At 48.3% G+C, this 20,441-nt stretch carries 20 protein-coding genes and 1 pseudogene; 12 read left to right on the plus strand and 9 right to left on the minus strand.

Annotated features, from left to right (window positions below; translation table 11 throughout):
• The 5 genes and pseudogenes from EGV91_RS03890 to pepT form a co-directional block, all read left to right on the plus strand.
• A pseudogene (locus EGV91_RS03890) lies at positions 1-771 on the plus strand (methionine ABC transporter ATP-binding protein); the annotation flags it as partial.
• On the plus strand, positions 761-1,411 hold the full coding sequence (locus tag EGV91_RS03895; RefSeq protein ID WP_135500867.1) for a methionine ABC transporter permease: 651 nt from the start codon (positions 761-763) through the stop codon (positions 1,409-1,411). The pseudogene EGV91_RS03890 and the gene EGV91_RS03895, both read left to right, overlap by 11 nt.
• Before the next feature lie 40 nt (positions 1,412-1,451).
• On the plus strand, positions 1,452-2,288 hold the full coding sequence (locus EGV91_RS03900; protein ID WP_135500868.1) for a MetQ/NlpA family ABC transporter substrate-binding protein: 837 nt from the start codon (positions 1,452-1,454) through the stop codon (positions 2,286-2,288).
• Between the two features lie 19 nt (positions 2,289-2,307).
• On the plus strand, positions 2,308-3,507 hold the full coding sequence (locus EGV91_RS03905; RefSeq protein WP_135500869.1) for a M20 family metallopeptidase: 1,200 nt from the start codon (positions 2,308-2,310) through the stop codon (positions 3,505-3,507).
• Between the two features lie 223 nt (positions 3,508-3,730).
• Positions 3,731-4,948 (plus strand): peptidase T, encoded by a 1,218-nt coding sequence (gene pepT / locus EGV91_RS03910; protein ID WP_135500870.1) that lies wholly within the window; start codon positions 3,731-3,733, stop codon positions 4,946-4,948.
• A gap of 143 nt (positions 4,949-5,091) precedes the next feature.
• Here pepT and EGV91_RS03915 read toward each other — a convergent pair whose 3' ends face one another.
• A complete protein-coding gene (locus EGV91_RS03915; protein WP_135500871.1) occupies positions 5,092-6,111 on the minus strand; it encodes an STAS domain-containing protein in 1,020 nt (339 codons plus the stop codon).
• 175 nt (positions 6,112-6,286) lie between these two features.
• Between EGV91_RS03915 and EGV91_RS03920 the strand changes: the two genes are divergently transcribed.
• From EGV91_RS03920 to EGV91_RS03930, 3 genes are all read left to right on the plus strand, one after another.
• Positions 6,287-6,514, plus strand: a complete 228-nt coding sequence (locus EGV91_RS03920; protein ID WP_135500872.1) for a hypothetical protein — start codon at positions 6,287-6,289, stop codon at positions 6,512-6,514.
• Between the two features lie 96 nt (positions 6,515-6,610).
• Positions 6,611-7,507 (plus strand): EamA family transporter, encoded by an 897-nt coding sequence (locus tag EGV91_RS03925; RefSeq protein ID WP_175580264.1) that lies wholly within the window; start codon positions 6,611-6,613, stop codon positions 7,505-7,507.
• A gap of 86 nt (positions 7,508-7,593) precedes the next feature.
• Positions 7,594-8,016, plus strand: a complete 423-nt coding sequence (locus EGV91_RS03930; protein ID WP_135500874.1) for a pyridoxamine 5'-phosphate oxidase family protein — start codon at positions 7,594-7,596, stop codon at positions 8,014-8,016.
• 32 nt (positions 8,017-8,048) lie between these two features.
• Here EGV91_RS03930 and EGV91_RS03935 read toward each other — a convergent pair whose 3' ends face one another.
• Entirely contained in the window at positions 8,049-8,483 is a 435-nt protein-coding gene (locus EGV91_RS03935; protein ID WP_135500875.1) for an RrF2 family transcriptional regulator, read from the minus strand.
• A 93-nt stretch (positions 8,484-8,576) separates the two neighbouring features.
• Here EGV91_RS03935 and hmpA (EGV91_RS03940) point away from each other — a divergent pair, with 93 nt between their 5' ends.
• A complete protein-coding gene (hmpA, locus tag EGV91_RS03940) occupies positions 8,577-9,755 on the plus strand; it encodes an NO-inducible flavohemoprotein (protein ID WP_135500876.1) in 1,179 nt (392 codons plus the stop codon).
• A gap of 175 nt (positions 9,756-9,930) precedes the next feature.
• On the plus strand, positions 9,931-11,112 hold the full coding sequence (gene hmpA, locus EGV91_RS03945; protein ID WP_135500877.1) for an NO-inducible flavohemoprotein: 1,182 nt from the start codon (positions 9,931-9,933) through the stop codon (positions 11,110-11,112).
• Between the two features lie 70 nt (positions 11,113-11,182).
• Here hmpA (EGV91_RS03945) and EGV91_RS03950 read toward each other — a convergent pair whose 3' ends face one another.
• Positions 11,183-11,563: a VOC family protein gene (locus EGV91_RS03950; RefSeq protein ID WP_135500878.1), complete on the minus strand. Its 381-nt coding sequence runs from the start codon at positions 11,561-11,563 to the stop codon at positions 11,183-11,185.
• Positions 11,564-11,679: 116 nt separating this feature from the next.
• On the opposite strand from EGV91_RS03950, the gene EGV91_RS03955 reads away from it, so the two are divergent.
• Positions 11,680-12,360: an IucA/IucC family C-terminal-domain containing protein gene (locus tag EGV91_RS03955; protein WP_135500879.1), complete on the plus strand. Its 681-nt coding sequence runs from the start codon at positions 11,680-11,682 to the stop codon at positions 12,358-12,360.
• A gap of 35 nt (positions 12,361-12,395) precedes the next feature.
• Here EGV91_RS03955 and EGV91_RS03960 read toward each other — a convergent pair whose 3' ends face one another.
• Entirely contained in the window at positions 12,396-13,241 is an 846-nt protein-coding gene (locus tag EGV91_RS03960) for a VLRF1 family aeRF1-type release factor (protein ID WP_135500881.1), read from the minus strand.
• A 161-nt stretch (positions 13,242-13,402) separates the two neighbouring features.
• On the opposite strand from EGV91_RS03960, the gene EGV91_RS03965 reads away from it, so the two are divergent.
• Complete coding sequence (locus EGV91_RS03965; protein ID WP_135500883.1) at positions 13,403-13,714, plus strand: DUF3243 domain-containing protein; 312 nt, start codon at positions 13,403-13,405, stop codon at positions 13,712-13,714.
• A gap of 32 nt (positions 13,715-13,746) precedes the next feature.
• Here the strand turns inward: EGV91_RS03965 and EGV91_RS03970 are convergent, their stop codons facing one another.
• The 5 genes from EGV91_RS03970 to EGV91_RS03990 all read right to left on the minus strand — a co-directional run.
• The gene (locus EGV91_RS03970) at positions 13,747-15,018 is read right to left on the minus strand and encodes an MDR family MFS transporter (RefSeq protein WP_175580265.1); all 1,272 of its coding nucleotides are present in this window, start codon (positions 15,016-15,018) and stop codon (positions 13,747-13,749) included.
• Between the two features lie 46 nt (positions 15,019-15,064).
• Positions 15,065-17,191 (minus strand): ATP-dependent helicase, encoded by a 2,127-nt coding sequence (locus tag EGV91_RS03975; RefSeq protein ID WP_135500885.1) that lies wholly within the window; start codon positions 17,189-17,191, stop codon positions 15,065-15,067.
• 183 nt (positions 17,192-17,374) lie between these two features.
• Entirely contained in the window at positions 17,375-17,575 is a 201-nt protein-coding gene (locus EGV91_RS03980) for a YwbE family protein (protein WP_135500887.1), read from the minus strand.
• A gap of 86 nt (positions 17,576-17,661) precedes the next feature.
• On the minus strand, positions 17,662-18,888 hold the full coding sequence (locus EGV91_RS03985; RefSeq protein ID WP_135500889.1) for a DUF2382 domain-containing protein: 1,227 nt from the start codon (positions 18,886-18,888) through the stop codon (positions 17,662-17,664).
• 138 nt (positions 18,889-19,026) lie between these two features.
• The coding region (locus EGV91_RS03990) for a catalase (protein WP_135500891.1) at positions 19,027-20,441 on the minus strand (1,415 nt) is incomplete at its 5' end.

Here is a 20,441-nt window from a genome sequence, read left to right on the forward strand (position 1 = left end):
TTTCCAGCATTTCAATCTGCTGAATTCGAAAACGGTTTACCACAACGTCGCCATGCCGCTGCTGCTGGCAAATACGCCGAAGAACAAGATCAAGGAGCAAGTGAAAAACTTGCTTGAGTTTGTCGGCTTGGCTGACCAAGCAGAAAAATACCCGGATCAATTATCGGGCGGCCAAAAACAGCGCATCGGCATCGCCCGGGCGCTGGCCACCAATCCTTCCGTACTGCTATGCGATGAAGCGACTTCCGCTCTTGATCCGCAGACGACCCAGTCGATTCTGGAATTGCTGCGCCGCATCAACCGGGAATACAACATCACGATCCTGCTCATCACGCATGAAATGGGCGTTATCCGTGAAATCTGCGACAAAGTCGCGGTGCTGGAAGCCGGAAAAGTCATCGAAAAAGGAACCGTGTTCGATGTCTTCACCAATCCGCAGCAGCCGACCACCCAGCGTTTCGTCCGCTCCGTCATGAACGATGAGCTGCCGCCGTCGCTGCTGGAGCAATTGCAGGATCCATCGCGCAGCCATTCCATTTACCGCATCCAATTCACTGGCTCATCGGTCGGCAGCCGCTGATGTCCCGCATTTCACGTGATTTCAATTTGGACTTGAATGTTTTATTCGGCAACATTACTGAACTGCAAGGCGAACCGTACGGCAACCTGATTGTCGAATTCACCGGTCCAGCTGCCGAGATCCAAAACGCGCTGACGGCAATCCGCAGTGACACCGTAAAGGTCGAGGAGGTGCAGCATTATGCTAGTTGATAACGAACAAATCTTGGAAGCGCTGTGGGAAACCGTTTATATGACCAGTGCGTCATTCTTCTTCTCCCTGTTGATCGGCTTCCCTCTCGGCATCTTGCTGGTCGTCACCCGCAAAGGTCATTTGCTGGCCAACGAACCCGTATCCAAAGTATTGAACATCATCATCAATATTTTCCGTTCCGTGCCATTCATCATCTTGATGGTCGCCATCATCCCGCTGACGCGGCTGATTGTCGGCACATCGATCGGTACAGCAGCAGCAATTGTCCCGCTGGTCTTCTACGCCGGTCCGTACATCGCCCGCTTGATCGAAAACTCGCTGCTTGAAGTCGATAAAGGCGTCATTGAAGCGGCGCAAGCGATGGGCGCCTCACCGGCCCAGATCATCTTCCGCTTTTTGATTCCGGAAGCATTGAGCTCACTCGTGCTCGCCCTGACAATCGCCATTGTCGGCTTGATCGGCGCATCTGCAATGGCAGGCGCGATCGGAGGCGGCGGACTCGGCGACCTCGCCATCACTTACGGCTATCAGCGTTTCGACACGATGGTCATGGTCATCACCGTAGCGATTCTCGTCGTCCTGGTGCAAGGCGTCCAATCCGCCGGCAACTTATTGTCTAAACAAGTTCGAAGAAGATAAAATTCGATACAACTCAAACCCACTATTGGAGGAATCTCAAATGAAAAAAACGACAGCTCTTTTATTGATAACAATCCTTGCCTTGTTGCTCGCAGCTTGCGGCAATGACGAAGAAGGCGCAGACGGCAACCGGAAAGTCACATTGGGCATCAGCGGCTCGGATACGACTATTTGGGACCACATCGCTGAGAAAGCTGAAAAAGAAGGAATCGACCTAGAAATCGTGACGTTCTCTGATTACGTAGCGCCGAACATCGCTTTGGCAGAAGGCGAACTTGATTTGAATGCTTTCCAAACGATTTCTTATTTCGATGAATTCGTTGCAGAACATAAACTTGATATCGTTCCGATCGGCTCGACCGTTATTGCGCCGATGGGCCTTTACTCTGAAAAGCACGAATCGATCGACGAACTGCCTGAAGGTTCACAGATTGCCGTACCGAATGAAGCGACGAACATGGGCCGCGCCTTGCTGCTTCTTGAAGAAGCTGGCTTGATCGAACTTGCAGATGAAGCCGGTTTGACAGGCACAGCTGATGACATTACAGATAACCCGAAAAAACTTGAAATCGTGCCGATGATTTCCGGCCAAACACCGCGTGCTATGGGTGACGTTGCCGCTTCCATCATCAATAACGGCATTGCAGTCGATGCCGGATTGAACCCTACCGAAGACCCGATTGCCCGCGAAAGTGAAACAGCGACACCGTACATCAACTTGATCGCAGCGAGTGAAGAAAATGCAGAAGATCCGGATTTCCTGAAAATAGTTGAACTTTATCAGCAGGAAGACACGAAAGAATTCATCATCGAGCACACGAAAGGCGCGCAAATCCCGACATTCGTTTCAGTTGAAGAACTTGTTGATTATCAATAATTCTTGAGGAGGAATTCCAATGACCATTGCCAAAGAAAACGTCCAGGCCATTTCCCAGTCGATCGATTCCAAGCAAGAGGCGTACATCCGCGCCAGCCAAGCGATACACGCCAAACCTGAAATCGGCAATGAAGAGTTTTTTGCCAGCAAGACCTTAGTGGAGCTGCTTGAAGAGGCCGGCTTCACTGTCGAAACGGGCGTTGCCGGCCACGAAACCGCCTTTTACGCAAGCTTCGGCGGCGAGCTTCCCGGCCCGTCCATCGCTTTTCTTGCGGAATACGATGCATTGCCCGGCCTTGGCCATGCCTGCGGCCATAATATCATCGGCACGACAAGCGTTGCAGCTGCTATTGCGTTGTCGGAAACGCTCGCTTCAACCGGCGGACGCGTCGTTGTGCTCGGCACCCCTGCTGAAGAAGGCGGACCCCACGGCAGCGCGAAAGGCAGCTTTGTGAAACACGGGCTGCTCGAAGGCATCGATGCGGCGCTGATGATCCACCCTTCAGGGAAAACGGCATTGACCGGCAATTCGCTGGCAGTGGATCCGTTGGAATTCCATTTCTATGGCAAGCCGGCACACGCTGCCGGCTCTCCGGAACAAGGCATTAACGCGCTTGATGCAGTCTTGCAGCTTTTCAACAGCATCAATGCGCTGCGCCAGCAATTGCCGTCCGACGCCCGCGTCCACGGTATCATCACCCACGGCGGCGATGCACCGAACATCATTCCGGAATACGCCGCGGCGAGATTTTACATCCGCGGCGATTCATGGAAAAAAACGGCGGATACCGCGACGAAGATCCGCGCGATTGCTGAAGGCGCCGCACTTGCAACGGGCGCCAGCGTGAAAATCGTCCGTTTCCAAAACGAAGTGAAAGACTTGGTTCCCACTCCCCTCCTGGATTCGATTTTACGCGATGAATTGGAAGCGGTCGGCGAACATGTAGCGGAGTCGCGCAATTACGGGCTCGGTTCCACGGACGCCGGCAACATCAGCCATGTCGTCCCAACGGCGCATCCTTACATCAAAATCGGTCCCGATGACTTGATTGGCCACACGCCGGAGTTCCGGGAAGCCGCAAAGTCGGATTTAGGCAATGAAGCGTTGATCCGCGGTGCCAAAGCGCTGGCGAACACCGGCTACCGTTTGTTGACAGACGCTTCTCTGTTAAGTGAAATCAAACAAGCGCACGCCCAAGCATTAGCAGCAAAAAACTAAATATTTTCAACGGAAGGCAGCGGCGACGCTGTCTTTTTTTATTGGCTAGAAGCGTATTTTCCTCGTTGCAGAGCGTATTCTGCTGTTTATGGGGCGTATTTCTCGATTTGCAGAGCGTATTTCAACCGCAATAGAGCGTATTTCCATTTTCCATCGCCGTATTCCCAAAATTCTCTCTTATCATGCTAAACTTAAAGCAATACATATCTAGGGGGAACATTTGATGATTGAAACTTTGATCGAGCGCCTTGTGCGCTATGCAAAAATTGATACGCAATCCGATTTTGAGAACAACGAAACGCCGTCGACTCCTGGCCAATGGAATTTGCTGCGCGAACTTGAAAATGAGATGAACCGCATCGGCCTCCAAGAAGTTGGCATGGACGAACATGGCTATCTTTTCGGCACATTGCCTGCCACTACCGATAAGCAGCTGCCGGTCATCGGCTTCCTGGCGCATGTCGACACGGCGACGGATTTCACCGGCAAAAACGTCAATCCGCAGCGCATTGAAAATTACGACGGCAACGACATTCAGCTCAGCGACACCGTGGCAATGACCGTCGCCGACTTCCCTGACTTGAAAAACTACGTCGGCCATACCTTGATCACGACTGACGGCACGACATTGCTCGGTGCTGACAATAAAGCCGGCGTCGCTGAAATCATGACAGCAATGGAATACTTGCTGCAGCATCCTGAAATCGAGCATGGCAAAATCCGTGTGGCATTCACACCGGATGAAGAAATCGGACGCGGCCCGCATAAATTCGATGTTGCCCGTTTCGGAGCAGATTACGCGTATACGATGGACGGCGGCCCGCTTGGCGAATTGCAGTACGAAAGCTTCAATGCCGCTGGCGGAAAATTAACCGTCCAAGGGAAAAGCGTCCATCCGGGATCTGCCAAAGACAAGATGGTCAATGCCCAGACAGTGGCGATTCTATTCCAGGAAGAAATGCCGAAAAACGAAGTGCCTGAACGGACAGAGGGCTATGAAGGTTTTATTCACTTGAATAGTTTCAAGGGCGATGTCGAAAAAGCGGTGCTTTCGTATATCATCCGTGATTTCGATAAAGAGAAGTTTGAAGCGAAGAAAGCGCATATGAAAGCTGTTGCAGCGAAGCTGCAAGAACAATTCGGTGCCGATGCAATCACGTTGGAGCTTGAAGACCAGTATTACAATATGCGCGAAAAAATCGAACCGTCGATGGAAATCGTCGACGCTGCAGAAGCTGCGATGAAGAAACTCGGCATCACGCCGAACATCGTGCCCGTGCGCGGCGGCACAGATGGCTCGCAATTATCGTATATGGGCTTGCCGACACCGAATGTCTTCACCGGCGGCGAAAACTACCACGGGAAATACGAGTTCATCTCAGCTGAAAACATGGAAAAAGCGACACAAGTCATCATCGAAATCGTTCAATCGGCAAAATAAAAAAGCGCCCGCGGGCGCTTTTTTTATTGTCCAGCTGCAACGGCCAGATTCTCGGGTCATAAACCAGCCCAGCTGTGTGGCAAAGAGCGCCACTTCGCTGGTCCGTTTTATGCCTGTCAAATCTTAGCGGCCGTTTCCGCATTTCAAATAATGGTTCTCCCGTTTTGTGCTAAGGCGTAATGGATGCCATGCTGCAAAGTATGGAAGCATTGAAATTTCGATAAATTCAAACCGGTTTCCGTAATGATCATGCTCATATGTGGGGATATTCCGACCAGGATGGCTTGGCTGCCGATCAATGAGGCTGTGGTGCCCAATTTGTCGATTAGGCCAGCCGCTTGATGCGTGAATTCTGCATTCAGCCCTGTCAAATCCAGTACGAGGTATTTCGCTTTGTATCTTGGCAGGTTCTGCAATGTTTTCACAAGCAGTTCTTCCGCGCGCGCTTCATCATAAGTGCCAAGCAGCGGCACGACGACAATATCATCAAGCACCGGAATGATCGGCGATGAAATTTCCCTAATGAGCGTGTTAAGTTCCGCGGTCTTTTCCTCCACTTGGAGTTCCAGACGCTGAATTTCCTCGGCTTCCTTTTCACGTGCCAAGCGATGGATATTCTTCTCGATGTTTTCTTCGGAAGGGTAATATTCAATCAGCGTTTCGTTAAAACCCTCTATCTGGTGGTGCAGCACCCGGTACCAAATGTTTTCTCCGAACAACTCGGTGAAAATCCCAGCATAATGGGCAGGCAGGAAACACCCACCTGTTTTCTTCCCTTGCGCTACATTGATTTTATGTTCCCAGCTATTTTTCAAACTCACTTTCAGCGTTTTCTGCTGTTCGTCCATTTCGCTGATTTCCGCAAGCCCCCAACCGGCGGAGGCATATGTATTGGTAATGAGTCCAGCTGCGCCCGAAACCGTCACATTTTCCATCCCGGAAAAGTATTGGCCTACCAATTGCCCTTGGCGGAATCCCGTCGATTCCATAACGATATTGGCCGCATCTTTCCCTGAAATCTCTTCAATCGTATCAAAAAACATTTTTAAAGCGGTGGAAGTCCAAAATAAGACTGAATCCTGCCCTTCGAACAAAAACCGGCCTTCTTCCAGATTCCATTCGAAGCTTAATCCACCGACAATCAATGAAGGTTGTGTAGCCATTTGAAAACTCCTCTCGTACTTGATTCTATTTTACCATATTATTAAACAAGCGATAAAGCCTGTTCCTCAACCACCCTTTCGTCTGCTATAAACTTGAATTTTATGATGGATATGTTTTAAATCCGCCATTTAAAGGAATAAAGAGATAACACATTAAAAGGAAGAGGTGCTTTCTTTGCCAGATAAAAAGCCATTTGAAGAAGAACGCGAAAAACAGCCAGGCACGCCGATGGATAACCCAGAGCAAGTCAAGACTGATAAGAAAACCATGCATGAAATGTTTAAGGAAGAAGAAACTGTGGATTCCATCCCGCTTGAAGATTTGAAGCAGGATATGGAAGATGAAGGAAACCCTCGCTCAACGAAGGACAATTCCTCCAGCGAAGAAAAATTCCCTGGATAAAGCGGCAGAATAGACCCACTTTTCTGAAGAACAGTCCGGCTGACGCTGGGCTGTTTTTTTGTGATATGATATCCTGATGAACAGGAGTGGCTTATCATGAAAAACTGGATTTACCCGGTCATGGTCGTTGTTGCGGCAAGTTGTTATGGCGTTCTTTCCACCATTATTAAAGTGGCGATGCAGAACGGTTTTACTGCTGCCGAAGCGGTTACCAGCCAATATTTTGTGGGCTTCTTTTTAGCAGCCCTCTTATTTGCAGTTACACAACGCAAATTCCCGCGCTTGCGCGGATGGAAAATACTCGTATTATCCGGATCCTGCACAGCGGCGACAGGAATGGTCTATGGCCAATCACTGGAGTACCTGCCAGCTTCCCTTGCGGTCGTCCTGCTTTTCCAATTCACTTGGATCGGCATGTTTTTGGACTGCATCGTAAAACGGAGACGGCTGAAACGCACTGAAACGCTTTCCCTTATCTTATTATTCGGGGGAACACTGCTCGCAGCCGGTGTCATCGATGCCGATCTTAGCGGAATCGCATGGCAAGGATGGGCGTGGGGAATTGGCGCGGCTTTCTGCTTCTCGGCATTCATGTTTTTCAATGGAAAAAAGGTCGAAGGAATGGATACCTCCGCGCGGCTTTTCTATGTTTCGCTGTTTGCGGCAATCGTCGTCGGCATGTTCCAGACGCCGGAAATCGTCTGGAACGGACAACTCTTTTCTGAAGGCTTATGGATTTACGGATTGCTTCTAGGATTTTTCGGCATTATCATGCCGATCTATTTCTTTTCCATCGCGGTCCCTCATACCGGTTCCGGCTTAGCTTCTATTTTAAGCGCCATGGAATTGCCAGTGGCTATTGTCGCATCCGTACTGATTTTAAGTGAGACGCTTACCCTTCTCCAAGTAGTCGGCATTGGCGTCATTTTGGTCGGCATGGTGCTGCCAAGCGCATTCAACCGAACACCAAAAATAGTCGAAACTATTCATTAAGCCCGCGCTCTGCGGGCTTTTTATGTTTAGCATTGAGTTAAACAGGAATAACAGGAATATCACATAAAATCAAAGGAGTGGAAAAAATGAATCAATCTGAATTAAAAAAGCAAGCGCTCGATATTTTGGATGCTAGCCGCGTAGGTGTCCTGTCGACGGTGAAGGACAGCAAACCGCATTCACGCTATATGACATTCTTTAATGACGAATTCACTTTATATACGCCAACCAGCAAAAAGACACAGAAAGTCGATGAATTGGAAAATAACCCGAATGCCCACATCCTTCTTGGCTATGAAGGCGAAGGCGTCGGGGATGCTTTCCTGGAAATCGAAGGCCAGATGGGCATGCACGACGATGCCGGCATGATTGATAAAGTCTGGAACGACCATCTAAAAGGCTGGTTTACAGGTCCGGATGATCCGAACCTGCTGATACTGGCGATCAAGCCGACACGCGTCCGCCTGATCAATAAAAAAGGCGAAGAGCCGCAGTCAATCGACTTGTAAAACACAAAAACGCTCGAATAATCGAGCCGTTTTTATGTATTCAAAATCTGGCGCAGCCCTTCGCGGTTGAACAGCAGATCTTCTAATGTGTATTCATCAAGAACTGCCAGATAGGCGTGCAGCGCTTTTCCAAGCACGCCCCGCAGTCCGCATACCGGCGCAATCGGGCAGCGGTTATGCTCGCGGTCGAAGCATTCGACCAAATGGAAGTCATCTTCCATCCTGCGGACGACTGTGCCGACATTGATGTTCTGCGGCAGATCCGCCAAGCGGATTCCGCCGCCGCGGCCGCGCACGGTATGGATAAAGCCGGCTTTGCCGAGTTCGAACGTCACTTTCATCAAATGATTTTTCGATATATTATAAGCATCGGAAATTTCTTGTATCGTCGATAATTTCCCATCTTGTTTCGAGCCCAAATACAGCAATACACGCAACGAGTAATCGGTGTACATTGTCAGTCTCATCTTTTCACCTTCCCTGCTTCTTCATTATACGCATTTAGGGATCGGCGGAAAAGAAATCCGGATTGGCGCATCATATATGAAGGAGCGGATTTCATGTTATCTGAGGAAACCAGAACAATCATCAAATCGACTGCCCCTGTTTTAGAAGATCATGGTGTTACGATTACAACCCGTTTTTATCAACGCTTATTTGAAGAACATCCCGAATTGCTGAACATTTTCAATCATGCGAACCAAGCGCAAGGACGCCAGCAGACAGCGCTTGCGAAAACAGTTTACGCCGCGGCAATTCATATTGATGACCTGGCAGAAATCATGCCAGCTGTTATCCAGATCGGCCACAAGCATGTCAGCCTGGGTGTTAAAGCGGAACATTATCCCATTGTCGGTGCCCATCTTTTGCTCGCTATGAAAGAAGTGCTTGGCGATGCCGCGACAGATGAAATCATCCAAGCCTGGTCGGATGCTTACGGCGTTATTGCAGATGCCTTTATCAGCGTCGAGAAAAGCATGTACCAGAAAACAGCGGCGCAGGAAAATGGCTGGATTTATTTTAAGGACTTTACGGTTGCCCGGAAAGTGAAAGAAAGTGAAGTGATCACTTCATTCTATTTAAAGCCTGCCGATGGATCGAACGTGCCGAAATACACGTCGGGGCAATACATCTCGGTACGCGTCCTGATTCCCGGTGAAAAATATACGATGATCCGCCAGTATAGTTTGTCACAGGCTTCAAAGCCGGATGAATTCCGCATTTCCGTCAAGCGTGAAGCCGATAACGATCCAAACGGCGTCGTGTCGAATTACCTGCACAAAGAAATTGAAGCGGGCGGGCAGCTTGAAGCCAGCGCCCCTGCAGGCGTCTTTGTCCTCGATGAGACAAAGACAAGCCCTGTTGCATTTATCAGCGGCGGCGTCGGCATCACACCGATGATGAGCATGTTCGAAAGTGTCGCCGATTCTTCTCCGGAAAGAAAAACCACTTTTCTTCACGGCGCAAGAAACCGAAGCCAGCATGCATTTGATGAAGATATCCGCAAATATGCCGAAGGAATGCAGGATGTTACTTATAAAACCGTCTATTCGGATGAACCGGATGGCTTTATCACGCACGCTTTGCTTGAAGAAACGGTTGATCCCACAGGTGAAGCCTACGTCTGCGGGCCCGTTCCATTCATGGTCAGCATGATCCGGGAACTGCGCAATATCGGCATGCCGGAAGACCATATCCATTATGAGTTCTTCGGACCCGCGATGGACATGCCAAAATGATAAATACGAATTTGAGATGATCCACATATAAGCAGTCTGTATTCAGCAGGCTGTTTTTATGTGGCTTTTTTGTGAATGCAAATGTGTCTAAATTTTAAAGATGTATTTTAAATATATCTTTAATTCTCCATGAGGTATATAGTCAAGATATAGAAAACAAAAGGAGCGATTGACAATGTTATCAGCAGAGACAAAATCAATTATCAAAGCGACAGTACCTGTATTAGAAGAACACGGCACAGCGATTACAACGGTCTTTTACAAAAATATGTTCGAAGCACATCCGGAACTTTTAAATATCTTCAATCATGCAAACCAAGCAAAAGGGCGCCAGCAGGCCGCTTTGGCAAATACCGTATACGCGGCAGCGGTGCATATTGATAATTTAGAAGCCATTCTTCCAGCAGTCGTGCAAATCGCCAATAAACACGTGAGCCTTGGCATCAAACCCGAACATTATCCGATTGTCGGCGAGTATCTATTGAAAGCGATCAAAGAAGTATTGGGCGATGCTGCGACTGACGACATCATCAATGCTTGGGCAGAAGCATATGGCGTGATTGCTGACGCATTCATCGGCGTTGAAAAAGATATGTATGAAAAAGTGGAAAGCCAGGAAAATGGCTGGAAATTCTTCAAAGACTTTATTGTTGCACGCAAAGAGAAAGAAAGCGGCAATATTACTTCGTTCTACTTGAAACCGGCTGAAGGTTCGAATGTCCCTGCTTATCAGCCAGGCCAATATATTTCAGTGCGCATGTCGATTCCAGGTGAAAAATACACGATGATCCGCCAATACAGCTTGTCACAGGCTTCCAAGGAAGACGAGTTCCGCATTTCCGTCAAACGCGAAGCGGATAACGATCCAAACGGGCGCGTTTCCGTGTACCTTCACGAAGAAGTAAATGTCGGCGACCGCCTCGAAGTCAGCGCGCCAGCAGGAGAGTTCGTTCTCGATACGGAGAAAAAATCTCCGGTGGCATTCGTCAGCGGCGGCGTTGGCATCACACCCATGATGAGCATGTTCGAAACGGTTGCTACAATGACACCGGAACGCCCAACTGCTTTCTTGCACGCTGCACGCAATGAATCATTCCATGCATTCGACCAGGACATCCGGAAATACACAGCGTCCATGGACAACGCAACTTATAAAACGCTCTACTCTGATGAGCCTTCAGGCTACATCACACGTGAGCTTCTTGCGGAATACGTCGATGTTTCAGGCGAAGTGTATGTTTGCGGACCTGTACCATTCATGGAAGCCATGATTCAGGAACTGCGCGCACTTGGCATGAACGAAGATCAGATCCACTTTGAATTCTTCGGCCCTGCTGTAGCATTGCAGACTGTTTAATATCTAGCTGAAAACGAATAAAAGCTTGCCTTCCCGCCTGTTAATCGGCGGTGAGGCAAGCTTTTTCCCTTTACTGGGAAGCCATCGCTTGTTTCAGAAATTCCAGGCGATTGCCGAATGGGTCCGCTGCGAAAAATCGGATGCTCCCCGGAATGCTTGTGTCATCCTTCACCGCTATCCCTTTTTCCAGCAGATGAGCTTTCAACTCATCAAACCCTTCTACAACGAACGCAGGATGTGCTTTTTTCGCCGGTTCGAACGGTTCTTCGACACCGACATGAAGCTGAAATCCCGGAATTTCAAACCACGCCCCGCCTCTTGCCTGCAGCGGTTCGGGCTTTTCCAATTCCTTCATCCCTAAGATTCCGCTATAAAAATTGCGTGCTTGTTCCTCGCAGCCTTTGGGCGCGGCTACTTGCACGTGATCAATTTTTGTAATATTGAATGCCATTCCATTTCCTCCTCCAGCTTCTCTATACTTCTCGAAGCTCTTTATTATTCTTTCGCCTTTCTGTTTTGCAAATCCTTCCCGCATCCCGTAGCATATAAAAAAAGGAGTGACCACAGATGGCTTTTCCGCAACAGCTTAAATACACACTCGCCGCCCAATCGGTTTCGATCGACCGTGAACCGCAGCAAGCGCTATCAGGCGATTTTCCAAGTTTAATCATGGAATTGAAAGAATGGGCCCAGACAGACAACGACGGTGTGGCAATTTCGTATTTCTTCCGCCAATACGCACTTTTCATCTCTGCCCAGTTCGATCTGCTGGCACATCAGAATGCTTATTTCGCTTGTTCCTGGCGTGAGTTGAAATTTGACCGCAGCTTCAACTACGGCTTTCACTTGCTGCAGACCCATGCCTCTTCCCTTTTCTACACGCACGTTCAACCCGCTCAACGCTTTGAAGCGATGCATGATGTATTGGTCGAGCAAGTCGATTCATTGATACAAGAGTTTCGGCAACACGCCAAAATTTCACCCATCATCTTATGGGAGAACATCTTGGGATCCATCATCTGGCTTTATGCCGGAATTGAACGCTCAAATCCCAGAAAAGCCGCAGAAGATATGGAATGGCTGTTGGAACCCTCTAATTGGCAGCCTATCAAAACATCTTATTTGAACAAGCTGCTGGGAGATGTTCCACTCGGCCGCGCCGTTTCTGGTCCGCTTCGCAAGACGTGTTGCCTTTATAAGGAACTTCCTGAATTCGGACCCTGCACATACTGCCCTCAGCCAAATTAAAAGCTCCGGCGCATTATTGCCCCGGAGCTTTCAGCTTAGACTTCAAATACTTCGTGCAGGATTTTCCCTGGATCGTTGTTCATCAGATTTTTATAGACACAGCTTTTCGGCTTGTCTTGAAGCGATTTGGCAAAGGATTTAGCATGTTCGGCGTCTCCGACGACATGCACTTCTTCCCATCTGCGCTCTTTTTTCAACTTTTCGATTTTGCCGCCCATGTCTTTATAAAAGCGGTCAAGATTTTCTTTCAAACGGTGGTCCAGCTCATCCACCGGGCTCCCGCCTCCGCTGACCGGCGTGCTGCCGCCGGATGCGCCGCCTCCGGAAGACCCTACACCAGAAACCCGCCCAGAACTTCGGACGCCTCTCTGCTCCGTCCAGACCTCAAGGCCCGAATCGAATTCATAAAAGAACTCTTCGTTGATAATGCCCATCGACGTATCCAGTACCCGGATCCCGCGCAAGCTCGGCATGACGACTCCTGCATAAGGATACGCTTTATACATATAGCGCAATTGGTCCAATTGCGGAGTTTCTTCCCAATGGAAATTATTTTTCACCGGAATCTGGACATAACGCACCCACCATAAATTCTCATGAGGCGAAGCGAAAATGACGACCCCTTTCAATAATTCTCCTTGATGATCGGTAATTTCACGTTCGACTTTTTTCTTCAATTCCCGATAAGCATTTATCTCTTTTTCATCGCGCGAAGCGGAAAGGTATTCATCAAGCTTTTTCAGGCCGTTTTTCAAATGGATTTTCCAAGCGCCGTTCTGGGCTTCTGAATCTGCAGGATTGGTATTTAGATAGATACTCAGTACACAGCGATCATCACAACGGAACGCTTTCAACTCCTGAATTTCATCATATAATGTCATATAATCCTCATCCTCCTTAAAATCCGTGCTATTTAACTCCTTACCCTATGAGTTCTATATTAAACTGTCGTTCACCTTCTTTTTTTCATTATTCAGACGTTTAAATTCTGTCCAATGAGGTAAATAAAGAGTGCAATGAAAATTAAAGGAGCGTGTAAAAATTGGAAAATGTAGACAAACAAGTTGAAGATAAGTTAAAGCATTTTGATGACGAAAAGAAAGAAGAAATCTTAGCCAATTTTGATCACTTTAAGAATTACCTCGGATCAAAAGTTGAACTGGGCGAAAAAATGGGATTGAGCGAAGAACGCCTGGCTCAAATCACTGAAAAAGTCGCGGGCTACCTAGCGAAAAACGAAGACCCTAAAAACCGTGAAGAATATCTGCTTCAGGAATTATGGAAAGTCGGCTCAAAAGAAGAGCAGCATATGCTGGCTCACATGCTTCTGCGCATGGTTAAAAAAGACTCTTAAAGTTAAAAATACGCATAAAAAACAGCCTTTCCTTATAAATGGGAAGGCTGTTTTTCAAATAGCTGGAACATCCAGTAATAGATGACGCCGCTTGCGAATGCCAACAGCGCCAAAATGGTAAACGTCCAGCCGAAGCCGAACCATGCTGTCATCGGAATCGATAACGGCGCAATCATGCGCCCGATCGTGTACCGCAGACTCGCTGCCGCAAAATACTGGCCGCGCATTTCTTCCGGCGCCAGCTTCGAGATAAAGCTCTGCTGGACGCCGACAACCATCAATTCCGCAAAAGTGAAGACCGCCATCGCCAACACGAACATCCAAAACCATGACGTAATCGGGAAAATAAGCATCGAGACGCCATAGAGAATCGCTGACATGAAGAAAACCCATTTTTCTCGGAATCTGGTCATCCATCTGGTGATGATGACTGTAAACAGCGCAACCAGCAACCCGTTCTCAGACAATAGGACACCGAATGATGTTTCACCCGTCACTGTCAGTTCACGGCCCATGAATGCAGCAACGGTCTGTTCATCGATTGTTTCCTTCAAGAAGACAGGAATCAACAAGTCCAGCTGCATGAACGTCTGGGCACCCAGAATGCCGGCAATGACGAATAACAGGAAAAGCTTGTCCTTGAAAATGACGCCGTATTCCTTCACTTGCTTCCCTACTGCTCCGAGCACGCCGACTGATTCTTCCCGTTGCCATTTGTCTATGACGCTTTGCGGCAAGGTTTCATTGGTATAAAGCCTTAAGACAGTGCCGAGGATCATCGAAATGACCGCAACAATCAGCAGCAATTCAAAACGGTACGAGAAGAACAGTACCGCCCCGAACAATGGCCCGACCACGACTGCAATATTCAAGGTAGTATAGAAAATCGCAAAGACATCGCTTCTGTATTTCTCCGGAATGACGTCCGCAATCATCGCCTGGCTGGCCGGCCAATAGAGCGAACCGCCCATGCCTGCTATCGTAAAGGCGATAAACCCGAGAATGGGTGATTCGAGCCAAGGCGAATTGGCATAAGCGAACAGCAAAAACGCAAAGCCTTGGCCGATCGATGCTACGACGAGCATTGTGCGCCGCCCGAACCTGTCTGCGCAATATCCGCCGACTAAATTAGCAGCTACTGAAAAAACTTGCGACACGACAAGCAGCAAGCCGGCCGTACTTTTCCCGAATTCTTCCGCAAAGTAAATAGCGAGAAACGGGAAGACCATCCAGTAACTTGTATTCATGAAAAATTCGCCGACGAGGCGAACTTTCAAATTCCTATTCCAATCTCTAATCTTCATTTTTCAGTTCCCCGCGTTCTCTGATCTCTTCTATGAGCCTGGCTAATTACCCGATGACTTCAAGCAGCTTGTAGCTCACGCAAATATCGATTAACAGCTCTTTCCGTTCTTTGGCAAATTGGATGACCAGGCGTTCATGGTCACGTTCGACGATTTCACCTGCCCCGAACACACGATGCCGTACAGTCGCTCCCGCCACTAGTTCACCGCCATCCTTTACAGCATTCGGATTGTCAGGCACTTTCACTTTGACAGCCTGCTGCACTTTTGCGGCAGCCTTCTTAAGAGCTGGTTTTGCTGCAATCGCCACATCCCGCACTTCATCGACAAAACGGGATTCACTGTCGTAGCTGATCAATTCCAGGTGATTTCTCGCGCGGGTCATCCCGACATAAAACAGCCGCCGCGCCTCTTCAAGAAGATCCGCCTGCTCTGTGTCTTCTTCTGTCGGGATGATCCCTTCCACCAGGTCGATCATGTACACCCGATCAAATTCCAAACCTTTGGAGCTGTGAAATGTCGAAAGTGTCAGCATGTCATCGGTTTTTTCGGCTTTAGCTGCCTGTGTCACTTGCTCCAATTCCTTCAGGCGCTTCGCAAATTCCATCATGCTGCCAAGCGGGGCTGCTATCTGCTCCAGTGTTACCAGGATTTGCTCCAGGTATTGCAGCCGCATCCCGAATTTTTCCGCGCGGCTTGCGAGCATCTGGTCATAGCCCAGATCTGCCCGTATGGTGCGGATGACTTTCAGCGGCTGCATGCCTTTCAGCGCTTCGAACCACTTCTTCTGCTCGCCCAATATCCGGATTTGGTAATCCTTCAAAGTGATGTGGCGGTTGATTTCATCAAAGGCATTGGTTACCGACGGCTTCATCTTCGCCATGAACTTCAATTGGCTTCCTGACCAATAGGCATTGGTTTTAGAAGCGATTTTCGAATATATATCGATGCGCTCCGGCTTTAAGCTGAAACGCATAAAATTCAGCATGTCTTCAACAATCCAATGGGAGAAGAACCGGTTGTCCCCGTCTTTCATATAGAACGGGATGCCCATCCGGTCGAGTTCGCTCATCAATAACGTGGATGATGAATTATTGCGGTACAAAATCGCTACTTCGCCGAAATTGTCCAGTTCTTTCAATTCCTTCATCAGGTATTTGAATTGTGCATCTTCTGAAACCAGCCGTTTGATGACGATTGGCTGGCCTTCCGGCTGTTTGGTGAACATATTCTTGTCATGGCGCTTCTTATTCGTCTTGATGAATAAATTCGCGGCATCGACAATATTTTTCGTGGACCGGTAATTGCGTTCCATCTTCATTACGTAAGCGTTCGGATAAACCGTTTTGAACTTCAATAAATAAGTGGGCTCTGCCGCGCGCCACGTATAAATCGATTGATCGTCATCAGCGACAACGCAGAGGTTTTGATGGCGCGCCACCAGCTTTTCGACGATGGCGTGCTGGATCATCGATGTGTCCTGGCTTTCATCGGTCATCACGTAATCCCATCGCTGCTGGTATTTTTTCAGGAGCGCTTTGTCTTTTTCCAACGCTTCGTTCGCGAGCGACAACATATCGTCAAAGTCCACTAACCTAACGTCATAGTTTTCTTTGAATGCTTCATAAGTCTTTAGTATTTCAATGGCGCCTTCAAAAGGTGCCTTCAACTTTTTCCACTCGCTGCGCGGTGTCATTTTGTTTTTCACAAAGCTGATGAATGAAGTCAATTCGTCCAATTGGTCTTCTGTTATAGGCTCTCCGACTTCGGTTTCAAACATTTCCCGCAGCAGCCGTTTTTTATGGAGTCCGTTGCTTTCGCTGCCTTCAATCATGACATAGCGCAGTTCCGACAAATACTCGCGGGTGATTTGGAAAGCCAGGCTATGGATGGTCGAAAAATCCACAGGTGCAAGCGCAGGGAAAAAACGTATATAGCGTTCCTGCATATCAACAGCTGAGGCTTTGCTGAATGTTATCGCTTTGATGCGATGCGCCGGCACCTTTTTCTCTTCGATCAAGTAACCGATGCGCATGATCATTGTTGTGGTCTTGCCAGATCCCGGGCATGCCAGAAGAAGCAAAGGGCCTTCAGTCCGCTCCACTGCTTTGCGCTGTATTTTGTTCAGCTCGACGCCGAGCTGTTGTTGTTTGCGTTCAAAAAAATCGCTCATACGGCAGATACTCCTTCGCACTTTCATTCCTTCTATTTTACCATGGCTGCGCGATATTTATTTGCTGTTTTTTAAGATGCAGGGAAAACTTGAAGTCCGCCGGCAAATAATTTTCTGACGTAAAAAAGGGTTCATGTGAATGAACCCTTTTCCGCAATACAGCAAGCACTGCCTGTACGCGGTTTATTTCGGACTGATGATTTCACAGACCCTGCCAACTTGGCCGTCTTGAAGCCTCACCTTGATGCCATGTGGATGTGTCGCGGAATTGGTCAATAAATCTTTAACGATGCCTTGCGTTTTTTTGCCGCTTCGCTGGTCTTGTTTTAAAATTACATTGACTTCCAGCCCAGGTTTTACGTCACTTCTTTTCTTGCCATCCATTCAAAATCCCTCCTGCCTTTCTTCCAGTATACATGTTTGCATGCAAAAAGGCGGGGATTCCCCCCGCCTCTCTTTGCATGCTCTGCTTAAAAATGTTCTTTGCGGTTGCCGTCTAAATCGTCATCATCAAGATCGGACAAAGTTGTATCTTTTTTGTTTTTATTGGTAAAAGAAGCACCTTCGTCAATATCAGCTTCTTCTTTGCGGACAGTTTCACGAACTGTTTCCGTGTCTTGGACTTTCTTTTTACCGACTACGATTTCTTCACTGACCACATCAGTTTTTGAAACATTGACGCGTTCTTCTGTCAATGGAATGTGAATGTTATCGCCTTCTTGGTAAGCATCTGCTGTAGCGCCATTAACTTCTTCGTTTACCGGACGCCGTTCAACATATATCTCTTCGCGTTCTACCGGTACGTCAATCGTCTGTTCGTTTTCCACTGTGTGTTTGCCGACATTAACTTCTCCGGTCTGTACACGGTCTTTGTTCACATGCAAACGTTCTTCGTGAAGGCGAAGGCGTTCTTCTTCCGTGCCAGAGAAATCAGCTGCTGTTCGATCTGTATCTGTATAGCGTTCGTTGTCTCTATTCAAGGTATCGCGCTCCATTCCATTTGTAGTGTCAAACCGGTCTGTATCACGGTCTTTGCTAGTTTCGCCATCTACTGAAACACCTGGCCCTAAACCGAAGCCTGTGCCTCTGTCTTCGCCGACTCCAGCGGTTTCGTTAGTATTTTGACGCTCTGAAGCGGCCAAATCATCGTCATCTGTCAGGCCGCGCTCACCGCGTTCCCGGTGGTAGTTGACGTCGTTCGATTCGTTTGTATCCACTGTCAAGCCGTCGCGCCCGACCATTCCTGAGTCGCCATAGCCGGCAGTTCCACCGGTTGCGCCGACATAGCCTGCGGCACCTGTTGTATTATTCCCTGGATCGCCGTACACATTGCGGTCGATATCACTATCTTTTGAGTCGTAATTCGTACCGATCTCCTGATCGACAAACAGCAAAATCTTGCCATTCTGGACATCCTGGTAATAACGGTCTGCTTCCTGATCATCTACACCCATGCCTGAGAATGCTTCACGAACCGGTTCATTGCCTGAAAGGAAGCCCATGAATTTATCCATCCAGCCGCCTTCTGCAGATTTGTAATCCACGTCCGTGCGCCCTCTTACCATGGACAGCTGTTCTTTATCATGCGCCATGACGTACATATGATCTTCAGAAATGCCTTGCTCTCTCAATTCTTCGATTTTTCTTAATACCTCTGATTCAGTGTCGAAAGTTCCCATAAATTTATTGTTGGCCATTTTCTATTCCTCCAATTTTTTTATGTGTACCTAAATTTTTGTATTGCGAAAAATCTTGCCTAGTCTTGGAATACCCACCTCAAAATCACTCAAACATTTTATTGCATTTTAAGGACTAAAGGATTATAATGAGAAATCTTATTCTACTTGGCGGTCCCAATGGCGATGCTTGGTGATCGCAGCAATAAAATCAGCTGCAAAGCTGCCGTCTGCAGAGCCGGTTATAACGCCTGGCTGGCCTTGCATGTGGGCGGCTTCGATCCATTTCATGCCATCATGCGTCGCACCGACAGGTTTGTAATGGTCGAAGGCTTCACCTACGTAACGCGCTGCTTCTTTGGCAAACTTCCGGCTCACTGATGCACTGCCGACCGCATAAATTGCGTCATACAGCACCGGATCCGCTGTCGTAAACGTATGGTCCACTTCAAACTCGCCGCCGTTCTTGCCTGTGACCATCCCTTGCATTTCACTGACAATCTCCACTTGAAGCCCTTTAGCTTTCAATGCGTCGAATACTTTCGATACTTCTTTATCTTCAAAGCCGTCTCCAAGCAGGACGCCGACTTTACGGGTCGCTGGCGTTTTGATCGTATTTTCCTGGCTTAAGGCCGGAGAAGTTTTGCCAATCTCAGTGTTGCCGCTTTCCGGCGGCACTGCCCCGACATTTTTTGCTACGGTTTGAGCCATTTCAAGGTTTACGTTTGCGAACATGTCTACCGCATTTTGGCGCACCACTTTCTCTTTGCATTTTCCAAGTTCGAAACTGAAAGCCTCGATGATATGCTCTTTTTCTGGCGCAGACATACTGTTCCAGAACATCGCAGCCTGTGAAAAATGGTCTTTGAAGCTTTCGCTGCGCGCACGAACTTTGCGCCCTTCCATTTTTTCCTGATAATGTTCGAAGCCGCCATCCGCCGGGCTTGCTGGTGCAGGCGTGTTATTGGCTAAGCCATTTTTATGGTAGGATACTTGCCCGCGGTTGATTGTCTGGCGCCCGTAGCCGTCGCGCTGGTTGTTGTGGAATGGGCACACTGGGCGGTTAATCGGCAGTTCATGGAAATTCGGGCCGCCAAGGCGGATCAATTGCGTGTCTGTATAGGAGAACAAGCGCCCCTGCAACAGTGGATCGTTGGAAAAATCGATTCCAGGAACAACATGCCCCGCATGGAATGCTACTTGCTCCGTTTCTGCGAAAACATTGTCGACATTGCGGTTCAGGGTCATCTTGCCGACAATTTGAATCGGGATTTCTTCCTGCGGCCACAGTTTGGTAGCATCCAGCAAATCAAAGTCGAATTTATGTTCATCTTCTTCCGGAATAATTTGAACCCCTAATTCGAATTCAGGATAATCTCCGTTCTCGATTGCTTCATATAAATCTCGGCGGTTAAAATCAGGGTCTTTGCCTGAAATCTTCTGTGCTTCGTCCCATACGAGGGAATGCACACCGAGGGTCGATTTCCAGTTGAATTTCACAAAATGGGATTTCCCTTCCGCGTTGACAAAGCGGAACGCATGGACGCCGAAGCCATCCATCATCCGGAAACTGC

This window comes from Planococcus koreensis (assembly GCF_004761975.1).
In the GTDB taxonomy this organism is placed as follows: domain Bacteria; phylum Bacillota; class Bacilli; order Bacillales_A; family Planococcaceae; genus Planococcus; species Planococcus koreensis.

Excerpts from the sequence above, each read along its gene's own strand:
- EGV91_RS03895 (WP_135500867.1), top strand. The coding sequence starts at position 761 with ATGCTAGTTGATAACGAACAAATCTTGGAAGCGCTGTGGGAAACCGTT.
- EGV91_RS03900 (WP_135500868.1), top strand. The coding sequence starts at position 1,452 with ATGAAAAAAACGACAGCTCTTTTATTGATAACAATCCTTGCCTTGTTG.
- EGV91_RS03905 (WP_135500869.1), top strand. The coding sequence starts at position 2,308 with ATGACCATTGCCAAAGAAAACGTCCAGGCCATTTCCCAGTCGATCGAT.
- pepT (WP_135500870.1), top strand. The coding sequence starts at position 3,731 with ATGATTGAAACTTTGATCGAGCGCCTTGTGCGCTATGCAAAAATTGAT.
- EGV91_RS03915 (WP_135500871.1), bottom strand. The coding sequence starts at position 6,111 with ATGGCTACACAACCTTCATTGATTGTCGGTGGATTAAGCTTCGAATGG.
- EGV91_RS03925 (WP_175580264.1), top strand. The coding sequence starts at position 6,611 with ATGAAAAACTGGATTTACCCGGTCATGGTCGTTGTTGCGGCAAGTTGT.
- EGV91_RS03930 (WP_135500874.1), top strand. The coding sequence starts at position 7,594 with ATGAATCAATCTGAATTAAAAAAGCAAGCGCTCGATATTTTGGATGCT.
- EGV91_RS03935 (WP_135500875.1), bottom strand. The coding sequence starts at position 8,483 with ATGAGACTGACAATGTACACCGATTACTCGTTGCGTGTATTGCTGTAT.
- hmpA (WP_135500876.1), top strand. The coding sequence starts at position 8,577 with ATGTTATCTGAGGAAACCAGAACAATCATCAAATCGACTGCCCCTGTT.
- hmpA (WP_135500877.1), top strand. The coding sequence starts at position 9,931 with ATGTTATCAGCAGAGACAAAATCAATTATCAAAGCGACAGTACCTGTA.
- EGV91_RS03950 (WP_135500878.1), bottom strand. The coding sequence starts at position 11,563 with ATGGCATTCAATATTACAAAAATTGATCACGTGCAAGTAGCCGCGCCC.
- EGV91_RS03955 (WP_135500879.1), top strand. The coding sequence starts at position 11,680 with ATGGCTTTTCCGCAACAGCTTAAATACACACTCGCCGCCCAATCGGTT.
- EGV91_RS03960 (WP_135500881.1), bottom strand. The coding sequence starts at position 13,241 with ATGACATTATATGATGAAATTCAGGAGTTGAAAGCGTTCCGTTGTGAT.
- EGV91_RS03970 (WP_175580265.1), bottom strand. The coding sequence starts at position 15,018 with ATGAAGATTAGAGATTGGAATAGGAATTTGAAAGTTCGCCTCGTCGGC.
- EGV91_RS03975 (WP_135500885.1), bottom strand. The coding sequence starts at position 17,191 with ATGAGCGATTTTTTTGAACGCAAACAACAACAGCTCGGCGTCGAGCTG.
- EGV91_RS03980 (WP_135500887.1), bottom strand. The coding sequence starts at position 17,575 with ATGGATGGCAAGAAAAGAAGTGACGTAAAACCTGGGCTGGAAGTCAAT.
- EGV91_RS03985 (WP_135500889.1), bottom strand. The coding sequence starts at position 18,888 with ATGGCCAACAATAAATTTATGGGAACTTTCGACACTGAATCAGAGGTA.